The organism is Bartonella taylorii (assembly GCF_023920105.1).
GTDB lineage: Bacteria > Pseudomonadota > Alphaproteobacteria > Rhizobiales > Rhizobiaceae > Bartonella > Bartonella taylorii.
On record NZ_CP083693.1, the window covers coordinates 1,230,279 to 1,251,611 of the forward strand.

19 protein-coding genes are annotated in these 21,333 nt (G+C 39.1%); 4 read left to right on the plus strand and 15 right to left on the minus strand.

The features are described 5' to 3' along the window. Positions 1–45 precede the first annotated feature (45 nt). The 4 genes from rnhA to cyoE form a co-directional block, all read right to left on the minus strand. Positions 46–513 carry a ribonuclease HI gene (gene rnhA / locus LBE40_RS05400; protein ID WP_004860840.1) on the minus strand — a complete coding sequence of 156 codons (468 nt, stop codon included), beginning with the start codon at positions 511–513 and terminating at the stop codon, positions 46–48. A gap of 5 nt (positions 514–518) precedes the next feature. Then, the gene (locus LBE40_RS05405) at positions 519–1,478 is read right to left on the minus strand and encodes a homoserine kinase (protein WP_004860838.1); all 960 of its coding nucleotides are present in this window, start codon (positions 1,476–1,478) and stop codon (positions 519–521) included. Further along, the gene (ispH, locus tag LBE40_RS05410; RefSeq protein WP_004860835.1) at positions 1,478–2,533 is read right to left on the minus strand and encodes a 4-hydroxy-3-methylbut-2-enyl diphosphate reductase; all 1,056 of its coding nucleotides are present in this window, start codon (positions 2,531–2,533) and stop codon (positions 1,478–1,480) included. Before ispH ends, LBE40_RS05405 begins: the two co-directional genes overlap by 1 nt. Before the next feature lie 192 nt (positions 2,534–2,725). After that, the gene (gene cyoE / locus LBE40_RS05415; RefSeq protein WP_004860833.1) at positions 2,726–3,661 is read right to left on the minus strand and encodes a heme o synthase; all 936 of its coding nucleotides are present in this window, start codon (positions 3,659–3,661) and stop codon (positions 2,726–2,728) included. Positions 3,662–4,042: 381 nt separating this feature from the next. Between cyoE and LBE40_RS05420 the strand changes: the two genes are divergently transcribed. Both LBE40_RS05420 and tldD read left to right on the plus strand, forming a co-directional pair. After that, entirely contained in the window at positions 4,043–4,600 is a 558-nt protein-coding gene (locus LBE40_RS05420) for an invasion associated locus B family protein (protein ID WP_040297085.1), read from the plus strand. Positions 4,601–4,706: 106 nt separating this feature from the next. Further along, complete coding sequence (tldD, locus tag LBE40_RS05425; RefSeq protein ID WP_004860827.1) at positions 4,707–6,125, plus strand: metalloprotease TldD; 1,419 nt, start codon at positions 4,707–4,709, stop codon at positions 6,123–6,125. Positions 6,126–6,190: 65 nt separating this feature from the next. Here the strand turns inward: tldD and LBE40_RS05430 are convergent, their stop codons facing one another. From LBE40_RS05430 to LBE40_RS05465, 8 genes are all read right to left on the minus strand, one after another. Then, positions 6,191–7,444 (minus strand): class I SAM-dependent RNA methyltransferase, encoded by a 1,254-nt coding sequence (locus LBE40_RS05430; RefSeq protein WP_004860824.1) that lies wholly within the window; start codon positions 7,442–7,444, stop codon positions 6,191–6,193. Further along, entirely contained in the window at positions 7,437–8,186 is a 750-nt protein-coding gene (locus LBE40_RS05435) for a TlyA family RNA methyltransferase (protein ID WP_004860821.1), read from the minus strand. Before LBE40_RS05435 ends, LBE40_RS05430 begins: the two co-directional genes overlap by 8 nt. A gap of 1 nt (position 8,187) precedes the next feature. Further along, the gene (gene dxs, locus LBE40_RS05440; protein WP_004860818.1) at positions 8,188–10,110 is read right to left on the minus strand and encodes a 1-deoxy-D-xylulose-5-phosphate synthase; all 1,923 of its coding nucleotides are present in this window, start codon (positions 10,108–10,110) and stop codon (positions 8,188–8,190) included. A 230-nt stretch (positions 10,111–10,340) separates the two neighbouring features. Continuing rightward, positions 10,341–10,595, minus strand: a complete 255-nt coding sequence (locus LBE40_RS05445) for an exodeoxyribonuclease VII small subunit (protein WP_004860815.1) — start codon at positions 10,593–10,595, stop codon at positions 10,341–10,343. A gap of 7 nt (positions 10,596–10,602) precedes the next feature. After that, on the minus strand, positions 10,603–11,709 hold the full coding sequence (gene ribB / locus LBE40_RS05450; RefSeq protein WP_004860811.1) for a 3,4-dihydroxy-2-butanone-4-phosphate synthase: 1,107 nt from the start codon (positions 11,707–11,709) through the stop codon (positions 10,603–10,605). 10 nt (positions 11,710–11,719) lie between these two features. Further along, positions 11,720–12,814, minus strand: a complete 1,095-nt coding sequence (gene aroC, locus LBE40_RS05455) for a chorismate synthase (protein ID WP_004860807.1) — start codon at positions 12,812–12,814, stop codon at positions 11,720–11,722. Between the two features lie 117 nt (positions 12,815–12,931). Then, the gene (fabI, locus tag LBE40_RS05460; protein WP_004860803.1) at positions 12,932–13,750 is read right to left on the minus strand and encodes an enoyl-ACP reductase FabI; all 819 of its coding nucleotides are present in this window, start codon (positions 13,748–13,750) and stop codon (positions 12,932–12,934) included. A 121-nt stretch (positions 13,751–13,871) separates the two neighbouring features. Continuing rightward, positions 13,872–14,774 (minus strand): DnaJ C-terminal domain-containing protein, encoded by a 903-nt coding sequence (locus tag LBE40_RS05465; protein WP_004860799.1) that lies wholly within the window; start codon positions 14,772–14,774, stop codon positions 13,872–13,874. A gap of 323 nt (positions 14,775–15,097) precedes the next feature. Here LBE40_RS05465 and pdxH point away from each other — a divergent pair, with 323 nt between their 5' ends. After that, positions 15,098–15,721 carry a pyridoxamine 5'-phosphate oxidase gene (gene pdxH / locus LBE40_RS05470; RefSeq protein ID WP_004860796.1) on the plus strand — a complete coding sequence of 208 codons (624 nt, stop codon included), beginning with the start codon at positions 15,098–15,100 and terminating at the stop codon, positions 15,719–15,721. A 576-nt stretch (positions 15,722–16,297) separates the two neighbouring features. On the opposite strand, the gene ubiA is transcribed toward pdxH, so the two are convergent. Beyond that, positions 16,298–17,302, minus strand: coding sequence for a 4-hydroxybenzoate octaprenyltransferase (gene ubiA, locus LBE40_RS05475; protein WP_004860794.1), 1,005 nt, complete (start codon positions 17,300–17,302; stop codon positions 16,298–16,300). 91 nt (positions 17,303–17,393) lie between these two features. Here ubiA and purD point away from each other — a divergent pair, with 91 nt between their 5' ends. Continuing rightward, entirely contained in the window at positions 17,394–18,668 is a 1,275-nt protein-coding gene (gene purD, locus LBE40_RS05480) for a phosphoribosylamine--glycine ligase (RefSeq protein ID WP_004860793.1), read from the plus strand. Between the two features lie 577 nt (positions 18,669–19,245). Here the strand turns inward: purD and LBE40_RS05485 are convergent. Further along, positions 19,246–19,773: a DUF6101 family protein gene (locus LBE40_RS05485; protein ID WP_004860789.1), complete on the minus strand. Its 528-nt coding sequence runs from the start codon at positions 19,771–19,773 to the stop codon at positions 19,246–19,248. A gap of 149 nt (positions 19,774–19,922) precedes the next feature. Next, a complete protein-coding gene (locus LBE40_RS05490; RefSeq protein ID WP_004860787.1) occupies positions 19,923–21,332 on the minus strand; it encodes an FAD-binding oxidoreductase in 1,410 nt (469 codons plus the stop codon). Between the last annotated feature and the right edge of the window lies 1 nt (position 21,333).

Consider the following 21,333-nt stretch of genomic DNA (forward strand, 5'->3'; position numbering starts at 1 on the left):
AACTCTCTTGATACTCCGTGATAAAAGCAAAATATCCCAAAAGGACTATGCTGGAAAGTATCCATTTTCGCGATACTTGGTAATTGCTTTCCGAGCAAGTGCGTCTGCACGCTCATTATCTGGATGTCCCGCATGCCCTTTTACCCAATGCCATCTGATAGTATGATGAGAACAAGCATCTTCAAGAGCTTGCCATAACTCCATATTTTTCACAGGACTATTTGACGCCGTACGCCAATGATTTTTCTTCCAAACTTCAAGCCACATAGAGATACCATTGCGGACATACACAGAGTCCGTATAAAGATCGACAGAACAGGGTTCTTTAAGCGCCTTCAATGCATGAATCGCTGCTATTAATTCCATTTGATTGTTAGTCGTGTGCTCTTGTCCACCATAAAGTTCACGTTCATGACCATTCCAGCGTAAAACTGCTCCCCATCCTCCAACTCCAGGATTACCAGAGCATGCACCATCTGTATAAATTTCAACGACTTTTTGTTGATTTAACATAAAATTCAAAAACCCAATTCACTAAGTGAATCTATATTACTGAAAAAACAAAGCTTGTGCCAATATTCGCGTGGATCTTTCTTAACCACAAAACTATCCGGCGGTGTATTAAACCAATCATAAAGGCGCGTGAGAAGAAAACGTAAAGACGCACCACGCGCTAATAAAATAATTGCCTTTAATTCTAAGGGGAGCAATGGCCTTATTTTTTGATAATTTTCCAATAACTTACGTGCTTTGGCGAGACTATAGGAATAATCTTGTTCAAAACACCAAGCATTCAAGCAGATAGCTAAATCATAAGCTAAGAAATCATTACAAGCAAAATAAAAGTCTATAATACCAGAAAGACGATGATTCAAAAAAAACACGTTATCATTAAATAAATCAGCATGAATAATGCCTGTTGGCAAATTTGACGGCCAATTTTCTTGTAAAAAAACCAATTCCATATTAATTCTTTGCCTAAACTCTTTTAACAACGCATCTTTGCTCATTTGGCAATGTTTCCACAATAACTTCCAGTCCATAATAGAAAGGGTATTTTTACGGCTGAGTGTAAAATCCCGTCCTGCTAAATGCAACTGCGCTAAACTCGTTCCCACTTCGCCACAGTGGCATATATTGGGCTGACGAATCCACATCCCTTCCAGAAACGTAATAATAGCAGCAGGGCGTCCTGCTAGTTCACCAATCGTTGTCCCATCACTTTGTACTACTGGTTGAGGACAAGGAATTCCACGCTGGCTTAAATGCTGCATCAAGCTACAAAAAAAGGGCAAATCATCTTTTGAAATACGTTTTTCATAAAGTGTTAGAACAAACTTCCCTTCTGTTGTATACAGTATGAAATTAGAATTTTCTATTCCCTCTTCTATGCCTTGATAAGACAAAAGCGAACCTATCGAATAACGTTTCAAAAATACCTTCAAATCATTTGGATGAATATTTGTATAAACGGCCATTATTTTGCTTTCGTTATAGGCATGCGTGTATTCTGATTTTCATTTTTCAGCGTCTTAACTCGACCATTAACGAAAGCCATATCTTGAGGTGTCAAAGTAACGTCACGTAATTCGCGACTCACCAAAAATGTTTCCGTTTCTACCACTGTTTCAGCCAATTCTATTGTAACATCATAACGCTCGCGAAAAGCTGAGATGATTTCATCAATAATAATTTCGGGAGCAGAAGCCCCTGCTGACAGACTTACAACGGAAAGAGCTCCCAGACGATTAAAATCAATTTCATCAGCACGCTGAACTAAAACAGCCCGTTGCGCACCAAACCTTTCAGCAACTTCCACCAAACGTCGCGAATTAGAGGAATTCGGCGCTCCAACAATCAAAAACAAATCACTTCCCAACGCTGCTGCCTTAACAGCATCTTGCCTGTTCGTGGTAGCATAGCAAATTGATTCAGCAGCTGGAGCTTCTAACATAGGAAAACGCCGTTGTAGCACATCGAGAACCTCTGCTGTATCTTCAACAGAAAGTGTCGTTTGTGTAACAAATCCTAATTTATCTGGATCATTTGGTTGATAATGTAAAGCATCTTCAATCGTTTCAATTAATGTCACAGCTCCTTTTTCAAGCTGTCCCATTGTTCCTATCACCTCAGGATGACCAGAATGACCAATCAATATAACATGACGTCCATGACGTTGATGCCGTATCGCTTGTTTATGAACTTTAGAGACCAACGGACATGTTGCATCAAGATAAAACAAATTATAGCAGCGCGCTTCTTCTGGTACAGACTTCGGTACACCGTGGGCAGAAAATACAACAGGTTGACAGCGGTGTTTTTCTGGAATCTCATCAAGCTCTTCAACAAAAACAGCACCATGTTGCTGCAACCCTTCAACCACATAGCGGTTGTGCACAATTTCATGACGAACATAGACTGGAGCACCATATTTTTTTAATGCAAGAAGGACAATCTGAATAGCACGATCAACCCCCGCACAAAATCCACGCGGACCGCAAAGACGCATTGTTAAAGGAGGAAGTATAGTCATAAATCATCCTTAATATCTTTCACTTTGATCATATGTTCAAAAAAGACTATCTTTATACACTACATAAACAGTATAAAAAGAAAGAATTGGCAATATCACCCTCTTCCATAATAGTACACCATATAGTGTATTCCTAGAGCATTTTCCTATAGAAAAACGTCTCTTTTAAGTTTGCATTTTCATTTCACTGTACTAGCGGATAATAAAACACCATACAAGGGATTCAATCAAAAGAACTCCAAAGAGAGCAGCCAAATAAAATAACGAAAAGAAAAATGTTTTTTTCGCCATCAAAATAGTTGTGTCACGCGTATCAGCTTTCCACAAACGATAAGAAAAATGTATAAAGATAATGCCCAAAACTGTCGAAAAAATACCATAAAAAATTCCTCCAAAACCGGTAATATAAGGTCCTGCTGCACATATTGCCATAAGCACAGTATAAAATAAAATCTGTTTTTTTGCTGAAGTTTCGCCCCGTACATTAGGCATCATAGGAATGCCCGCTGCGTCATAATCAAGAGAAGAAAACAAAGAAAGAGACCAAAAATGCGGAGGAGTCCACATAAAAATGATTAAAAATAACAAAAAGCTCTCAATACTCACTGTCCCCGTTGCCGCAGCCCATCCAATCATTGGTGGGAAAGCCCCAGATGCACCGCCAATAACAATATTTTGTGGCGTTCTACGCTTTAACCAAATTGTATAGATAACGACATAAAAAAAGATTGTAAATGCAAGAAAAATTGCTGAAAACCAATTAATGAAGCTCCCCATAATTAATACAGAAAGTACAGAAAGAATCATGCCAAAAATAAATGCCTTCCTAGGGCTGATTTTGCCAGTAGGAATGGGGCGATGTTTGGTACGTTCCATCACTGCATCAATGTCAGCATCATACCACATATTAAGTGCTCCTGCACCACCACCACCTATAGCAATACACAATATTGCTAAAAAACCATAAAATGGATTCATAGAAACAGGTGACATCACAAGTCCAACCAAAGCTGTAAATACAACAAGTGACATAACCCGTGGTTTTAATAACGTGATATAATCACCAATGCTGGATTTTGGTGGAGTTGATTTATCATTTGCCGCCGATAATTCTCTTAAAACAGACATTCCACTCAAAAACCTTTTCCATTTCTATCATCCACAAACAAATATTGTCTGGCATATGGGAATGATTAATTAATATCATAGTGTTTTGAGAACATATAGGATATCTTTCTTATACGTATCCCCTAAAAACAGATGGAAATATTTGCAACAAAAATACATTTTTTCGATGTACATTATTTATTAGATTTATAAACGTACCATAAAAATAATCATACCAAACATCATAAAGCAAGGCTAATAGCCTTTTTTCTATGATATTTTTTCTACTTTTTTATTTCGTGCATATGGATTAATATGTTTGGGTAGATAATGGTTTTGTGTTATAATCTCGGCTTGAGAATTTGTTTTTTATGTAGAGCTACGCATAATAATGCAGTGTTGATGTTGTTAGGGCTTTCTGTGATACTTTATAAATTGCTAAAAAAAACTTTCTTTGTTTGTGTTGTTATTTACACACTCTATAGTGCTTCTAACAATCATGCACTTGCACAAACATCTCATGAGCAAAATGTCCCTGCTCCACAAAACTACGGTGCATGGACAAAAGTTTGTTCTCTGCCTCCAGGTACACCTAATATGCAATGTGAAGTTGTACAAAATGTACATACACAAAATCGCCATGACATTACTCTCCGTGTTACGTTTTATAAACTCCCTAAAAATCAAGGAGCTTTGATGCGTGTTTTTGTTCCAATTCGCGTTGAATTGCGCCCTGGTGTTGGCCTTAAAATTGATGATAAAAATATGGGAAGAGTAGAATATCGCCGTTGTCTTGGCGATAATTGTGTTGCTGAAGCTGTCCTTAAGGAAGACATACTACAACTCTTTTTTAAAGGTAAAATGGCAACTTACTTTATTTTTACAACTCCCGAGCAAGCAGTTGGAGGCCTCGTTGATCTCAATGGTCTTAGTGATGCCTATGCAACTTTACCAACATAATAGAATTTACGTACATTAAATGATTAAAATCTTATAGCACATTTCACAGCTTCTTAAACAAGACAAATGGGGATTTTCCAAGTTCTCATAAAATAAGGTAACCACTATGAAATCGCTGATTGACCATTTTGATATTGCCTCGTCTAAGGTGCAATCACTTGTAAAAGAAACGCTTCATCACGCTGATGATGGTGAACTTTACCTAGAATATACAGAAAGCGAAACGCTTTTATTTGATAATGGACAGCTTAAAAACGGCTCATTTCATCAGGACATGGGGTTTGGTCTGCGTGTTGTTGCTGGAGAAGCTACTGGATATGCACACTCTAGTGAATTATCAGCTGCTGCACTCAAACGTGCTAGTGACGCAGCAAAAGCTGTTACTTATAATAATCATGCAGGTCCTTATAACGCAGCACCTCAAAAAACAAACAAAAGACTTTATCAACCACATAGCCCGCTTGATGCTCCATCATTTGAGGAAAAAAGTACACTTTTGCAAAAAATTGATGCCTATTTACGGGCAAAAAATAATAAATTACATCAAGTTACAGTTTCTCTTTCTGGTTCACTACAGCATATAGAAGTTTTACGTGCAGATGAGCATCTGGTTCGTGATATTCGTCCTCTTGTACGACTTTCTATATCTGTGGTTGCTGCTGAGGGTAATCGGCGTGAAAATGGCTTCTATGGATGTGGTGGGCGGCAAGCATTTGACCAATTCATTCATGAAGAAAATTGGAAAATGGCTGCTGATGAAGCCTTGCGTATGGCTCTCATAAACTTAGAAGCAGAAGCAGCGCCAGCAGGGACATTTGATGTTGTTTTAGCCAATGGATGGCCTGGTGTTATGCTTCATGAAGCAGTAGGCCATGGTTTGGAAGGGGATTTTAACCGCAAAAAAACTTCTGCTTTTGCCGGACTTTTGGGCCAACAAATTGCCGCAAAAGGTGTTACAGTTGTTGATGATGGTACAATTCCCCAGTGCCGTGGTTCACTCACAATCGACGATGAAGGCACCCCTTCAGGATATAATGTCCTTATTGAAGATGGAAAGCTTGTTGGTTACATGCAAGACAGACTCAATGCTCGACTTATGGGGGTTAATCCAACCGGAAACGGACGGCGTGAATCCTATGCATATGCACCAATGCCAAGAATGACGAATACGATCATGTTAGGGGGGGACAAAACACCTGAAGAAATTCTATCCTCACTCAAAAGTGGTATCTATGCTGTTTCATTTGGTGGTGGACAAGTTGATATCACCTCTGGAAAATTCGTCTTTGAATGTACTGAAGCTTACAGAGTGGAAAATGGCAAAATTGTAGCCCCAATCAAAGGTGCGACACTCATCGGAAATGGGCCGGATGCTATGAAACGTATTACAATGATTGGGAATGATAGCAAACTTGATAATGGTATCGGTATGTGCGGAAAAGCCGGACAAAACGTTCCTGTTGGCGTTGGACAGCCTCACTTGCGAATCAATAATATGACAATTGGAGGAACAGCTTTTTCATAAAATATACCAAATGAACTTGATTTTAAAATTTCTCAAAGAAATTCAGAAAAGCTTTTCAATTTAGACTAAAGCTTCCAACCTCTCTTTACTTTGCGCTTGCTCAAAACAGCAACAATTTCAACATGTGGTGACCATAAAAATTGATCAATCGGTATGATTTGTTCTACTGTATAACCACCATCAACAAGAAGAGATAAATCACGAGCAAATGTAATAGGATTGCACGAAATAGCTATAACACGTGGTATTGTTGCCTTAGCCAATTCACGTGCTTGCTCTTCTGCTCCAGCGCGTGGAGGATCAAAAACAACACTCTCAAAACACTCAAGTTCGTTCACAGAAAGTGGGCAGCGAAAAAGATCGCGTTTTTCACAGGTTACTGTTTTTAAACCAGTCGCAAAACGTGCTGCTGAATCTAAATTTGCCAACGCTACTTCATCATTTTCCACCGCATGAACATTCATTTTCTTAGCCATACGCAATGCGAAGGTTCCAATCCCTGAAAACAAATCGGCAACATTCTTTGCTTTTTTAAAATGAGTCAAAATAATATTGCTTATAGTATTTTCTGCTTCCAAAGTTGCTTGAAGAAACCCGCCAGCCGGAAATTCAACACACACATCTCCAAAGTAAATCAATGGTTTTTCTTGTTCAACCAAAACTTCCCCTTCGACAGACAAACGCGTAATCCCAGACAAAAGGGCTGCACGCACCATTTTCTGGCGAACAGACTCATGGCGTATAACACAACCACTTAACGCAACATCAAACCCATTTTCAACGTGTGTTATCGTGATGTGAAACCGTTTTACATGATTGCTTAGAAAAGCACATAGCATCCTCACATCACCCAGCTTAGATATGAGCTCTGGACGACTCACTGGACATTCTTTAAGAGCCACAATATCATGAGAAAAATGACGATTAAAACCGACTCTCTGACCTTGTAGTGTCATAGATGCTGTTAAAGTAATTCGCCGGCGACTATAGGGTTTACACTCGATTAAAGGTGAAATGGCAACATCAAGCCCATATTCTTTGAGCGCATCAACAACTAACTGTCGTTTCCATACGCTATAAACATCGGTACGCCAATGCTGAAGTGCACATCCTCCACATTCCCCAAAATGCGGACAAAGGGCATCAATGCGTTCTGGTGATTTTTCCTTTAATGCTATGAGTGTAGCGTATTTTCCATGAACAGCGATTTCAGCAAATTCTCTTGGTAAAGTAAAAGGAACATAAACAAACCCATGAGGTGTATTGAAAACACCATGACCGTTCGTTCCAATATGGTCTATTATGACATTGTCATTCACTCTTTTTTTCCCCGAATAATAAATATTCTAGATTACCATTACCACCCGCAATGGGTGAGGGCAGCAAACCTTTTGCACTCCATCCACTTTGCATATTCAGCCAATTAAAAAGTTCTTCAGCAGTTTGTTTAGCCATTGATGGATCTTTTAATACTCCCCCCTTACCAAGATGCTTGCGGCCAACCTCAAATTGAGGTTTTACCAATAAAACAGCTTGTGCTCCCTTTTTGGCCAAAGATAAAACAGGAGGTAATGCAAGCTTGAGAGAAATAAAACTAACATCCGATACTATGAGATTAATTTCTCGGCTGCCTAAATGTTCTTGTTTCAAATCTCTCACATTCAAACCTTCTAGTAAGGTTATAGCACTATTGCCTGATAAACGCACATCGAATTGATTATGACCAACATCAACAGCAATAATATGAATCACTCCACGTTCTAAAAGAACTTGCGTAAAACCACCTGTTGATGCACCAATATCAATGGCAGTCACTTTATCGGTGACAATCGGAAATGCATCAAGTGCACTGATCAATTTTAACGCTGCACGCGAGACATAGTTCTGTGCCGGATCGCAAACTACAATTTCTGCATCGTTAGAAATAATTTGCCCAGCTTTAATAATTATTTCGCCATTAACCCTAACTGTTTGGCGCATGATAGCATCACGTGCTCGTGAGCGCGTCGTAAAAAAGTTTTTTTCAACTAAGAGAACATCAAGCCTTTTTCTGACAGACATCTCATACTCGACTTTTCTGCACTGTCCGAATTTTGCGTCCCAAAGCAGTAAAAACCGTGTTGATAATACCAACAGCATCAAGTCCTATACGTGAAAGAACTTTCTCTGGTGAACCATGATTTAAATATTCGTCAGGAAGTTTTAATGTACGAACTTTCAAACCATGCTCTAAGAGCCCTTCTTGTGCCAAAAACTGCAATAAGTGCGCTCCAAATCCACCCATTGCGCCTTCTTCAATTGTCACTAATACTTCATGTTCACGTGCCAAACGACGCATCAAATCCTTATCCAAAGGTTTTGCAAACCGCGCATCTGCAACCGTCGTAGACAACCCTTCTTCTTCCAACATACCAGCAGCCATCAACACTTCCGACATCCGCGTTCCAAAACAAACCAAAGCTATCCTGCTTCCTTCACGCAAAATACGCCCTTTTCCAATCTCTAATAACTCACCACGCTCAGGTAAATCGATGCCAACACCTTCACCACGCGGATAACGAAAAGAAAGTGGCCCCTGATCATAAGCTGCAGCAGTACGTACCATATGCATCAATTCAACTTCATCAGAAGGCGCCATAACAACAAATTCAGGAAGAGTGGACAAAAAAACAATATCAAAACTGCCAGCATGTGTCGCACCGTCTGCCCCTACAAAACCTGCTCGATCAATCGCAAAACGCACCGGTAATTTTTGAATCGATACATCGTGGATAATCTGATCATAAGCACGCTGTAAAAAAGTAGAATAAATCGCGACAAAAGGCTTATATCCTTCGCAAGCAATGCCAGCAGCAAAAGTTACGGCATGCTGCTCAGCAATACCAACATCAAACATTCTTTCAGGAAATTTTTCAGCAAAAGCATCAAGGCCCGTTCCAGTAGGCATTGCCGCCGTTATACCTATAATCTTATCATCATGACTGGCTTCCTCTATTAAAGCCTTAGAAAACACCTTGGTATAGGAAAGAGAATTACTTTGTGTATTGATCTGTTTGCCTGTAACAACATCAAAACTATTAACACCATGATATTTATCCGATGATGCTTCCGCAGGTGCATAACCCTTACCCTTATGAGTTACTACATGCACCAAAACAGGACCATAAGGATATTCACGAACATTTTTCAAAACAGGCAACAGATGCTCTAAATTATGACCATCTATTGGTCCAACATAGTAAAAGCCAAGTTCATCAAATAAAGTTCCTCCGACCAAAAAACCACGGGCAAACTCCTCTGAACGGCGCGCCTTCTCCCCAAAAAACTTTGGCAATTTTTTGCTGAGCACTTTTACCCGTTCACGCAAACTACGGTAAGCGGGACGAGAAACCAACCGTGCAAGATGAGCACTCATAGCACCCGTAGGAGGCGCAATAGACATATCATTATCATTAAGGATAACAATTAAGCGTGCATCCAAAGCACCAGCATTATTCATAGCTTCATAAGCCATACCAGCAGACATAGCACCATCACCAATTACAGAAATAATATTCCGTCTTGTCTCCACCTTCAAAGCACTTGCCACCGACATCCCAAGGCCAGCTGAAATAGAAGTAGAAGAATGACCAGCCCCAAATGGATCATACACACTTTCTGAACGCTTCGTAAAACCTGATAATCCACCCTCTTGACGCAATGTGCGAATTTTATCTCTACGCCCCGTCAAAATCTTATGGGGATAGGCTTGATGACCAACATCCCAAATAATCCTATCCTCAGGTGTATTAAAGACATAATGCAACGCAACAGTGAGCTCAATAACACCGAGCCCTGCACCAAGATGACCACCTGTTACGGAAACCGCATTAATTGTTTCTGCCCGCAACTCATTAGCTAATTGTACCAAATCAGACTCAGGTAATGCCCGCAAATCTTGTGGTACACAAATATAGTCAAGCAATGGCGTTAATGGCCTAGACAAAAGAAACTCCTTATATCTATTTTATCAAGAGAGCGAGATGAAGTTACACACCTTTCCTTACTTTATTCATAGTGTGTTCTATTTTTACTGAAATACTTTATCTGTTTGAAATTATCTACAGATTTTCCCGTTTCTAACCCATTTCATAAAAAAGAAACTCCTAAAACCTGTTCTTTGTAAATGAAGTTTTCCCCCTTATAACCCAACAAATACAGAAAAATTACTGAATCTCATTCAGAATCTAGAGGCTCTACACCTTCCGGAATACCTTTATCTGAAAGCTGAATCTTCTCAACTTTTGCCTCAGCCACTTTCAAGAGTTTCTCACAATGTTTTTTAAGAGCTTCACCACGCTCATAAATATCAATTGATTGTTCTAAAGGAACATCCCCACGTTCCAAATTCTCAACTATAACCTCAAGCTGCTTGAGTGCTTCCTCAAAACTTAATGCAGTAACATCTCCCTTTTGTATCTCTTTTTTCATATAAACCTCATAAGATATCTGTTCTGGATATGCGAATTCCAAAACCCTCTAAACCAACATAATGACGTTCTTTAGAAGCATAAACAATAACGGAACTAATCCCTAAATGTTTTAGAATTTGCGCTCCTAAACCAATTTGGCGCCATTCTTCTTCGCGTTCAATCGCCTGCACATGGTCCTCTAAACCTCTCATTGCCATTGCCTGACTGTCAATAACTGATTGCACACCAATGGATCCTTCACGCAAATAAACAAACACACCACGTTTCTCTTCTTTCACCATACGCCGCATGATAACTGCAATCTCTGAAGATTGACCAAAAACATCGTTTATAATGTTTTCGCGATGCAAACGCACAGGAATATCTTCACCATCACGAATATCACCAAAAACGATTGCAATATGCTGAACATTCTCCCAAGGAAGTTGATAACTTTGAAGAACAGCTGTCCCTGCCAATGTTTCAATAGGCATTTCTCCAACATGCCTAATCAACATCTCTTTACGTTGGCGGTAGGCAATAAGATCAGCAACCGTAATCATATGCAATTTGTGATCTTGCGCAAATTTTGTAACCTCATCTCCATGTTTAACACTGCCATCGTCATTAACCAATTCACCGATCACGCCAACTTGTGGCAAACTAGCTAATTTACATAAATCAACCGCGGCCTCCGTGTGGCCTGAACGCATAAGGACCCCTCCTTCATGCGCAATCAAAGGAAAAATATGTCCTGGACGAATAAAATCGCTCGCACCAGCATTTGAGTTCGCAAGATTACGGACCGCTAATGCGCGATCGTGTGCTGAAATACCTGTCGTTATTCCATGTTTAAAATCAACAGTAACAGTAAATTGGGTGCGGTGCGCTGAATTATTATCTGGTACCATAGGTGCAAGATTAAACCGTTGTGCTTCTTCTTTTGGCATAGGTGCACAAACAATCCCCGTTGTGTGACGAATGATAAATGCCATCTTTTCTTCTGTACAATGAACAGCTGCAACTGTTAAATCACCTTCGTTTTCGCGGCCATAATCATCTGTAACCACAACAATTTCACCGCGTTCAAAAGCCCTAATGGCAGAAACAATTTTTTTCTGATCATACGTCATTACGTTCCTTTCAACCACAACCAACCTGACCACGATGCCTTAAATAATGATCAGCAATCGCACAAGCAACCATCGCTTCCCCAACAGGAACAGCACGAATCCCCACACACGGATCATGACGCCCTTTCGTTATAACATCTACATTATTACCATCAATATCAATTGAACAACGAGGCGTTAAAATTGATGACGTAGGCTTCACAGCAAAACGTACAACAATTGGCTGTCCAGTCGATATTCCACCTAAAATGCCGCCAGCATGATTAGATAAAAAAAGTGGTTTCCCATCACTTTCCATACGCATTTCATCTGCATTTTCTTCTCCTCTCAGGCGAGCTACTGCAAAACCATCCCCTATTTCAACACCCTTCACCGCATTAATTGACATGAGTAATGATGCAATATCTTGGTCAAGCTTTGCGTAAATAGGTGCCCCTAACCCCGCTGGAACATTTTCTGCAATAATCTCAATAAGAGCACCAACAGATGAACCAGCTTTCCGTAATTTATCGATATAATCACTAAAAACATGCACTATTTCTGCATCAGGTGTAAAAAAAGGATTGTTATCAACTTCTAACCAATCCCAACGATCGCGATTAATATTATGAGGACCAATTGCTACCACTGCTCCCCGTATTATCAAACCAGGAACAATTTTACGAGCAACAGCACCTGCCGCAACACGTGCTGCCGTCTCACGCGCTGAAGCCCGTCCACCACCCCGAAAATCACGGATACCATATTTAATATCGTAAGTATAATCTGCATGACCAGGACGGTACTGATGGGCAATTGAGCCATAATCCTTAGAACGCTGATCTGTATTTCGAATCAAGAGAGAAATTGGCGTACCCGTTGTCACCAATGTCATCCCATCGTCTTGAACAATAATCCCTGACAGTACTTCTACTTGGTCCAGTTCTCGCCGCTGCGTTGTATATTGGGATTGTCCTGGTCTACGTTTATCAAGATAGACTTGAATTTCTGAAAGAGTAAAAGTAATTCCCGGAGGACAACCATCGATAACACATCCAAGAGCAGCGCCATGACTTTCACCCCATGTCGTTACACGAAACAAATGACCAAATGTATTATGCGACATAAAAAATGATCCGCTTCTCCGTCAAATATAAGCAACTACAGCCTTTTTTAAAGAACATCATGGCCGTTTAAATTCAGTTAAATCACCGTTGTCAAAGAAGGTTTTATAAACCAAACTTTATTCTTTAACGACAGAAATGTCTGGTGCATCGACAGCTTTCATACCTATGATATTATAACCTGAATCCACATGATGCACTTCACCCGTAACAGAACGAGACAAATCTGAAAGAAAGTAAAGCGCAGAATCACCTACCTCTTCAATTGTCACCGTACGACGTAAAGGAGCATTATATTCATTCCATTTCAAGATATAACGAAAATCACCAATGCCCGAAGCAGCTAACGTTTTGATTGGTCCAGCAGATAGAGCATTAACACGAATATGCTGAGGACCTAAATCCACTGCTAGATATTTTACGCTCGCTTCAAGAGCTGCTTTTGCTACTCCCATTACATTATAATTAGGAACAACTTTTTCTGCACCATAATAGCTCAGTGTTAAAATTGAACCACCGTCCGACATTAATTTCTCTGCACGCTTCACCAAAGCTGTTAAGGAATAAACGGAAATATTCATGGTCATCATAAAATTCGATTCGCTAATATCAATATAACGACCACTTAATTCATCTTTATCAGAAAAACCAATAGCATGAACTAAAAAATCGAGTTTGCCCCATTTCCTCTCTATTACTTTAAAGACCGCATCAATAGATGCACTATCAGAGACATCACAATGCCCGCAAACTAATCCTTTTACTTCCTCAGCCAAAGGCTCAACACGTTTCCTCATTGCTTCTCCCTGATAGGTAAAAGCAAGCTCTGCTCCTGCTGCACTCGCCGCTTTAGCTATTCCCCAAGCGATTGAGCGATTATTGGCCAATCCTAAAATTAAACCACGCTTACCGTACAATAAACCATTACCCTTAGCCATCAGCACTGTCCCATTGTTACTTAAAATTAATATTATTTATCTGCCTATGGCATAGGTCAACTTTTTCTTCAAGCAATTGGTTTAAAATCAAAAAAAACTATGCTTGTATATAATTCAAAAATTAACCTTGTCGCATCTGCAGAAACTGTTCTAATGCTGCATCTCCACCTTCCGGCAACATAACACGAACATGCACATAAAGATCATCTCTTTTGCCGTTTTTTAAACGAAGTCCTTTTCCTTTCAACCGTAAAACACGATCAGAGCTTGACCAAGCTGGAATAGTTAAAACCACGCGCCCTTCCAAAGTCTCAACTTCTTCTTTTGCTCCCAAAACAGCATGTGTAAGGGGAACTGGTAAGTCAAGATGGAGTGCCCTTCCTTCAACCCGTAAACGAGGATGTTTTTGAATATGTATAGTTACCAACGCATCTCCTGCTTGTCCATAAGCCACCTCTTCTCCTTGGCCTTTTAAGCGAATAATTTGACCATCTTCAACATAATCTGGAAGTTTAATTTTTAACTTTTTCCCATTAGGAAAAACAGCTTCCACCTTTTCTGCACCAACCATCTGCTCCAATGTGACGGAAAGATTGGCACGAACATGCGCCCCTTGTTGAGGTCTACTATATTGAGCAGAATTCGAAAAACCTCCTCCTCTTCCAAATAGATCGCGAAAAATATCACCCGCATCAAAACCTGCACCACCTGAAGAACCAAAATCAAAACCTTTCGCTCCTCCTGAAAAGGGATTATGACTATTTCTAAAGTTTTCACCAGTGCCATAGGCTTGGTAAAGTGGTTTTCCCTCCATATCAATTTCACCACGGTCAAATTGTGCTTTTTTGTCTTTATCACCTATAATTTCATAGGCTTGATTAATTTCAGAAAACTTTTCTTTAGCCTTTGCATCATCCATATTGTGGTCTGGATGATATTTCTTCGCTAATCTTCTGAATGCCGACTTAATCTCTTGTGGTTTCGCGGTACGTGCCACACCCAGAATCGTGTACGGATCACGCATATTGCCCTCTTTTCAATTTTTGTGTTTTCAAAATATCAACTAATATGTTTTTCAATATCCCTCACAGCTTCACCAGTCTCTTCTAAAGAATGATTTTTTCTCTCTTTATATGTCTACAAAGAAACCAAAATACCAGATAAAATAAATATTTTATTTAATATAGTGCATTGTATTCTACGCTAAAAACAAAAATGATTAAGGAACCATACATAGTATATAACAGCATTGGCTTTTTGAAATAAGAGAAAAACAGCGCTTTATTCCTTAATGACAAAGTAAGTTAAAGAGTTTCTCATTCATACTCACTGACATTTGGAGATCCTATGAGCAATAAAATACAAACAGACGATGATTTTATGCAAATGCAAAAACCTTTTGCACTTTTTGCAAAGTGGCTTGAAGAAGCAACAGTGAGCGAAATCAATGATCCTAATGCTATGGCATTAGCAACAGTTGATGAAACGGGTTTGCCTAATGTTCGTATGGTTCTTCTCAAAGATTACAGTTCCCAAGGCTTCGTCTTCTACACCAACTATGAAAGCCAAAAAGGACAAGAAATTTTAAAATCAATGAAAGCATCCTTGGGTTTTCATTGGAAATCGCTTCGTCGTCAGGTCAGAATTCGAGGAGTTGTTGAAAAAGTTAGCACTCAAGAAGCAGATGCGTATTTCCAATCACGGCCACGTGGTAGCCGAATTGGTGCATGGGCATCCAAACAATCTCAACCATTAGAAAACCGTTTTGTCCTCGAAAAAGCAATTGCCCAATATACTACGCGTTATGCAATAGGAAACATCCCGCGTCCACCTTATTGGTCCGGATTTCGCGTTAAACCCCTTTCTATCGAATTCTGGCGTGATCGACCGTTTCGTTTACATGACCGCTTGCTTTTTACACGCGATTCTGTTGAATATGATGATTGGCAAAAGCAAAAACTTTATCCCTAATTTTTCAAACTTTAATTGTTATGAAGATTTTGTTTTCATAACAATTAAACAACTCTTTACAAAATGCAGAATAGATCATTGATTTCAATTCAACTGAGAATTACATCTTCACTATGAAATTTAACTGATAACAATCTTTTTTCCACTATACCCTTTTAAAAAAGGTCACAGTTACAAACTCATCCAAGCAAAAATGTGTATTCTGTAAAAAAATCGGGAAAGTGTGATCAATAATATGTTAAAATAGAACCAAAAAAATAACATGATCTTGTACGTTTCAAACCTAAATGAAATTAGGTAGAAATACGTGATTTGAATGAAGATAAGAGTGGTTGATTCAAGTATCCTTATTAAAGTTTGTTTTTAATTTATCCTATAAAAACGAGGAATTCGACAAAATTGCAATTTTGTTATGAGAAAAAGCTCTAAGTCTGGAATAGAAAAGCTTAGCTATAGATGCAAAAAGACTCTAAAAACTGCAAAAAAAATTTAAAATCTATGAAAGCATCCTTAACTTTTAATTTCCTTCTCTTCAAGCATCACACAGTATATGATTTTACTTTTAACTTATTGTCACTAAATGGAAGGATAAAACATCATCCATATACCGCCGCATACCAAACCAGCAAAAATTATAAAACCAACCAACGAATTTGATTTAAAAAGCCTCAAGCATTGTGAACTGTTATCTATATCAATCTCTTTAATTTGAATAAACATGTGGATGCTTGCCATAAAAATCCCCAAGAAACTAAGAATAGGGACTTGCGCCAAATAAAATGCCAAGCTAACGAGTACAATGAAACTGCTATATAAAAATACCAAAGCACGCTTGGTGCCTTCATCAAAAAGAAGCGCTGTAGAACCTACACCAATCGTAGCATCATCTTCCTTATCTTGATGCGCGTAAATTGTATCATATCCTATCGTCCAAAAGATAGAGCCCGCATAAAGTAAAATTGGTGCCCAACTTAAACTTCCAAACACAACTGCCCACCCCATTAATGCGCCCCAATTAAATGCAACACCTAAAAAAAACTGCGGCCAATATGTAACACGTTTCATAAAAGGATAGACTGCAACCGCTATCAATGACGAGATACCTAGAAAAAAACTGAACTTATTAAATTGTGACAAGACAGCTAAACCGACCAAACATTGTAAAAATATAAAAATTTTTGCCTGAAATCGACTCACATGCCCTGTTGGTAATGGACGAGAACGTGTTCTCTCCACCTGAGAATCAATTTTATGATCAATGAGATCATTCCAAGTACACCCTGCACCCCTCATAGCTATAGAACCTAGAAAAAAAAGAAAGAGATACCAAAACCAATGAAGTAACATTGTTAAAAAAGGATATCGATGCATTTCGTAAGAGAGAAAAGCCATTGTTGTTGACCAAAAACACGGCCACATCAACAACTGCCATCCGATAGGCCGATCCCAACGTGCCAATTGAGCGTAAAACCACAATGAAGGGGGAAGAAAATGGTAGACCCATTGTTTGGAGGAGGCATCCATCACCCGTCCCTGGCTTTCACAGGATTGAATATGTGCAATATCTTTGCTTTTTTTCATCACATAATTTTACCTTTAGTCTTGCGATAGAGGCATTTCATTCTTATGACAAGAAAACTCTTTTAATCATCTTCTGCAATAGGAGCAAGCAATGAACATTCTTCTTATCGGCTCAGGTGGACGAGAACACGCTTTAGCATGGAAAATAGCAGCATCACCACTGCTAACAAAATTATATTGTGCTCCTGGGAATCCTGCAACAATGGAACTTGGTGAAAATATTGATTTGAATATTGATGATCATCCTCTCGTTATTGATTTTTGTAAAGCACATTCTATTGATCTCGTGATTGTTGGACCAGAAGCTCCATTGGTGGCAGGTATAACAGACTCCCTTAATAGCGCCAATATCTGTGTATTTGGACCTACTCAAAAAGCTGCTCAATTAGAAGGTTCAAAAGCTTTTACAAAGGATTTATGTCGTAAAAATAATATTCCTACAGGGACTTACCAATGCTTTAATGATGCTGCAAAAGCCAAAGCCTATATTCATCAACAAGGTGTTCCTATTGTCATTAAAGCCGATGGCTTAGCTGCCGGTAAAGGTGTTGTTGTTGCAACAACTGTAGAAGAAGCATTTAATGCGGTTGATGCTTGCTTTAAAAGTACATTTGGCAATACAGGAAAAAAAATTGTTGTAGAATCTTTTCTTGAAGGTGAAGAAGCAAGCTTCTTCTGTCTTTGTGATGGTAAAACTGCTCTTCCCTTTGGATCTGCTCAAGATCATAAACGTGTAGGTGATGGAGATACTGGAGCCAATACCGGTGGCATGGGAGCTTATTCACCAGCTCCCATCATGACCGAGGAAATGGTTAGTCGTACCCTCAAAGAAATTGTTGAACCAACTCTACATAGTATGAACGAAATGGGAGCTCCCTTTAAAGGTGTTCTCTTCGTTGGGTTGATGATAACGCAAAAAGGACCTGAATTAATTGAATTTAACGTACGATTCGGCGATCCTGAATGTCAGGTTTTAATGATGCGCTTAAAAGATGATATTCTTCCGCTTCTTCTTGCTGCAGCTCAAGGAAATCTTGAAAATAAATCCCTTCAGTGGTCTGAAAAAACTGCCTTAACCGTTGTTATGGCTGCTACCGGTTATCCAGACTCTCCCCAAAAAGGCACTGTTATTCGTAATGTTGATAAAGTGAACACTTTTTCTGATGTGAAAGTTTTTCAAGCCGGCACAGCATTACGCAATGGAGAACTCATTGCTAATGGTGGACGCGTTTTAAATATAACAGCAATAGGAGAAACTATTACCCAAGCGCAAAAGCGCGCCTATGAAGCTGTTGATTGTATTGATTGGCCAGAAGGATTTGTTCGCCGCGATATCGGATGGCGAGCCATTGCACGAGAAAGCTAAATCTTTTGAGTAGTCTTTTTCATAATTTTATAATTTCACATAGTAGCATGATGCACACATCTGCTTACTGTCCTGTATTACTCATGATTTTGGAAAAATACTGGATTTTCTTTTGAAAAACAAAACACTATAAACAAAAATATTCATAAAAATCACAAAACAGAGAAGATAGAGAAAATTTCCTGAATATGCAATTGTGATTGTAATCACGTGATTATCTTGTCGCTTATCCAAGCGCTTGAAAACAAGTACCATGCACTGTCATTGCCTTTGCATAGAGAAGAGACCATGAAATTTTCTCTATTGTAACTTACCAATGCTTTAATGATGCCGAAAAACCAAAGCCTACATTTACCAATAAGGTGTTCCTATTGCCATAAAGCTGATGGCTTAGCTGCTTTGGAAAAAAGGCATTTTCATGGTAACCACAATAGAAAAAACATCTAACGCAGATGTCTGCTTTAAACGTATGTTATCAAACAAAGCTCTCATACAGCTAATAAAATGTCACATACAACAATATAGTAAAAAATAAATGCATCTCACAGCACAATATAAAAATAAATGTGCAACAATACTACTGTAGCGCAACTCGATTTGAGATCACCAAACGTAAACCCAATGGATTGCTACAACGAAGTGAAAAGTACTTTTGTTTAGAATGCATTGTCGTACCCAAAAATCGACGTAAATCAGAACGATCTTTGACAACCATAACACTATTATCTTCATTGATCATAAGCATAGGAAGACCATAAGTATCCGCCCATAATCGCCAATCCAGAAGAACATTATTCAAATCTCTAGAAACTAAAAGCGGGATGCAAGTTTCCTCATCTGCATGAAACAACTCTAATGCGACAGCTTTTTCTCCTGAACGCGTTTTTACAGTGCGTGCCGCAATTCCTTTAAAATGATAAGATGGCACTAAACGTGATAAACTCGAGGGAGTATCCATTTTTAAAAAAACACCGCGCTCATTTAACGAACAAACTATTTGATTGCCCGTTTTTGATGAAAAATACGCCGTTGTTTGTGGCAAATGGCACGGATCTAACCGAAATTCAAGCACCGCTTTTGCCTGATTAAAGCATTGATTAGCCATATATAGTGTCCCAATTTATTTTAATAATATACACCCTTTAACAGCTTTTCCCCATTGGATTATTAAAAGATTGAATAAAAAACAACTGATTTCTTTTTTGGTTATTGAAATCTAAACAAAAACACGTGACAAAATTCACTTCTCTCGAATTATAATATTTTTCTAGGATTCATAATTCCTAAAGGGTCGAGCATTTTCTTAATCCCTTGCATCATATCCAACGCAACAGGTGATTTGAAAGCACGAAGTTCCTCACGCTTAAGTTGGCCAATTCCATGCTCAGCAGAAAATGCACCTTGATAATGCATCACTAAACTATGAATCCGATGATTCATTTGTGACCATAATTGTAAAAATGCTGCAGTATCAACCCCAATAGGCTGCGTAATATTGTAATGAAGGTTTCCATCACCCATGTGCCCAAAACAAACCACCCGTGCTCCTGGAGCAATATCTTCAACAATACGTGCTGCCTCAGCAATAAAATCAGGAATAGAAGCAAGAGGCACCGCAATATCGTGCTTAATAGACCCTCCCGCTAACTTCTGTGCAGATGATATACTTTCACGCAATTGCCAAAAAAAATCTTGCTGCTTTAATGATTGTGCAACAACAGCCTCTTCTATCACAGCATTCTTTAAAGATTCTTCTAAAATAACACTTAGCACTGATAATGCCTCTTCATCGCTCTGCAATGATGAAATATTAATCAATACATACCATTCATGCTTATGCTCAAGAGGTGACCTCTCACACATTTTGTAGTCTAAAGCCATTTGCAAGCTGAGTTTTCCCATAAGCTCAAAACCAGTCAACATCGCCCCTCCATGACATTGAGCAAAAGATAAAAACTCAAGAGCCTTCGCTGGACTACATAAACCGACCAAAGAAACTGCTTTTCCTTTAGGCTTCGGAAAAAGCTTTAAAACTGCTGCTGTTATAATACCTAAAGTGCCTTCCGCGCCAATAAAAAGGTTTTTCAAATCATAGCCGCTATTGTCCTTCTTTACAAAACGCAAATCATCCAAAATACGTCCATCAGGCAAAACAACTTCTAAACCAAGACAAAGCTCACGCATATTGCCATACGCTAAAACAGCTGTTCCTCCAGCGTTAGATGAAAGGTTTCCCCCTATCTGGCAGGAACCTTCTGAAGCTAGAGAAAGAGGAAAAAAACGACCTGATTCATTCACTTTTTTCTGTAAATTTTGTAAAATAACACCAGCTTCCACCACAGCAAAATTACCCTCAAGATTAAGACATCTAATCTTATTTAATCGTTCCATGGATAAAAGAACGCCACATCCATTTTCATCTGGCTGTTGACCGCCTACGAGACCTGTATTCCCTCCCTGAGGTACAATCGGCGTGCATGTTTGACTAGCTAACCGCATAATTGATGAGACCTCCGCTGTGGAAGATGGACGTAAAAGCAATGGTGTTTTTCCATGAAAAAGCCCGCGTTCTTCAATCAAATACGGTGCAATCGATGCCTGATCCGTTATAGCATGTGCCGCACCGACAATTTTTTTAAAGCTCTCAATTAACTCCTGCTCCATC

Excerpts from the sequence above, each read along its gene's own strand:
- rnhA (WP_004860840.1), bottom strand. The coding sequence starts at position 513 with ATGTTAAATCAACAAAAAGTCGTTGAAATTTATACAGATGGTGCATGC.
- LBE40_RS05405 (WP_004860838.1), bottom strand. The coding sequence starts at position 1,478 with ATGGCCGTTTATACAAATATTCATCCAAATGATTTGAAGGTATTTTTG.
- ispH (WP_004860835.1), bottom strand. The coding sequence starts at position 2,533 with ATGACTATACTTCCTCCTTTAACAATGCGTCTTTGCGGTCCGCGTGGA.
- cyoE (WP_004860833.1), bottom strand. The coding sequence starts at position 3,661 with ATGTCTGTTTTAAGAGAATTATCGGCGGCAAATGATAAATCAACTCCA.
- LBE40_RS05420 (WP_040297085.1), top strand. The coding sequence starts at position 4,043 with ATGTTGTTAGGGCTTTCTGTGATACTTTATAAATTGCTAAAAAAAACT.
- tldD (WP_004860827.1), top strand. The coding sequence starts at position 4,707 with ATGAAATCGCTGATTGACCATTTTGATATTGCCTCGTCTAAGGTGCAA.
- LBE40_RS05435 (WP_004860821.1), bottom strand. The coding sequence starts at position 8,186 with ATGTCTGTCAGAAAAAGGCTTGATGTTCTCTTAGTTGAAAAAAACTTT.
- LBE40_RS05445 (WP_004860815.1), bottom strand. The coding sequence starts at position 10,595 with ATGAAAAAAGAGATACAAAAGGGAGATGTTACTGCATTAAGTTTTGAG.
- ribB (WP_004860811.1), bottom strand. The coding sequence starts at position 11,709 with ATGACGTATGATCAGAAAAAAATTGTTTCTGCCATTAGGGCTTTTGAA.
- aroC (WP_004860807.1), bottom strand. The coding sequence starts at position 12,814 with ATGTCGCATAATACATTTGGTCATTTGTTTCGTGTAACGACATGGGGT.
- fabI (WP_004860803.1), bottom strand. The coding sequence starts at position 13,750 with ATGGCTAAGGGTAATGGTTTATTGTACGGTAAGCGTGGTTTAATTTTA.
- LBE40_RS05465 (WP_004860799.1), bottom strand. The coding sequence starts at position 14,774 with ATGCGTGATCCGTACACGATTCTGGGTGTGGCACGTACCGCGAAACCA.
- pdxH (WP_004860796.1), top strand. The coding sequence starts at position 15,098 with ATGAGCAATAAAATACAAACAGACGATGATTTTATGCAAATGCAAAAA.
- ubiA (WP_004860794.1), bottom strand. The coding sequence starts at position 17,302 with ATGAAAAAAAGCAAAGATATTGCACATATTCAATCCTGTGAAAGCCAG.
- purD (WP_004860793.1), top strand. The coding sequence starts at position 17,394 with ATGAACATTCTTCTTATCGGCTCAGGTGGACGAGAACACGCTTTAGCA.
- LBE40_RS05485 (WP_004860789.1), bottom strand. The coding sequence starts at position 19,773 with ATGGCTAATCAATGCTTTAATCAGGCAAAAGCGGTGCTTGAATTTCGG.
- LBE40_RS05490 (WP_004860787.1), bottom strand. The coding sequence starts at position 21,332 with ATGGAGCAGGAGTTAATTGAGAGCTTTAAAAAAATTGTCGGTGCGGCA.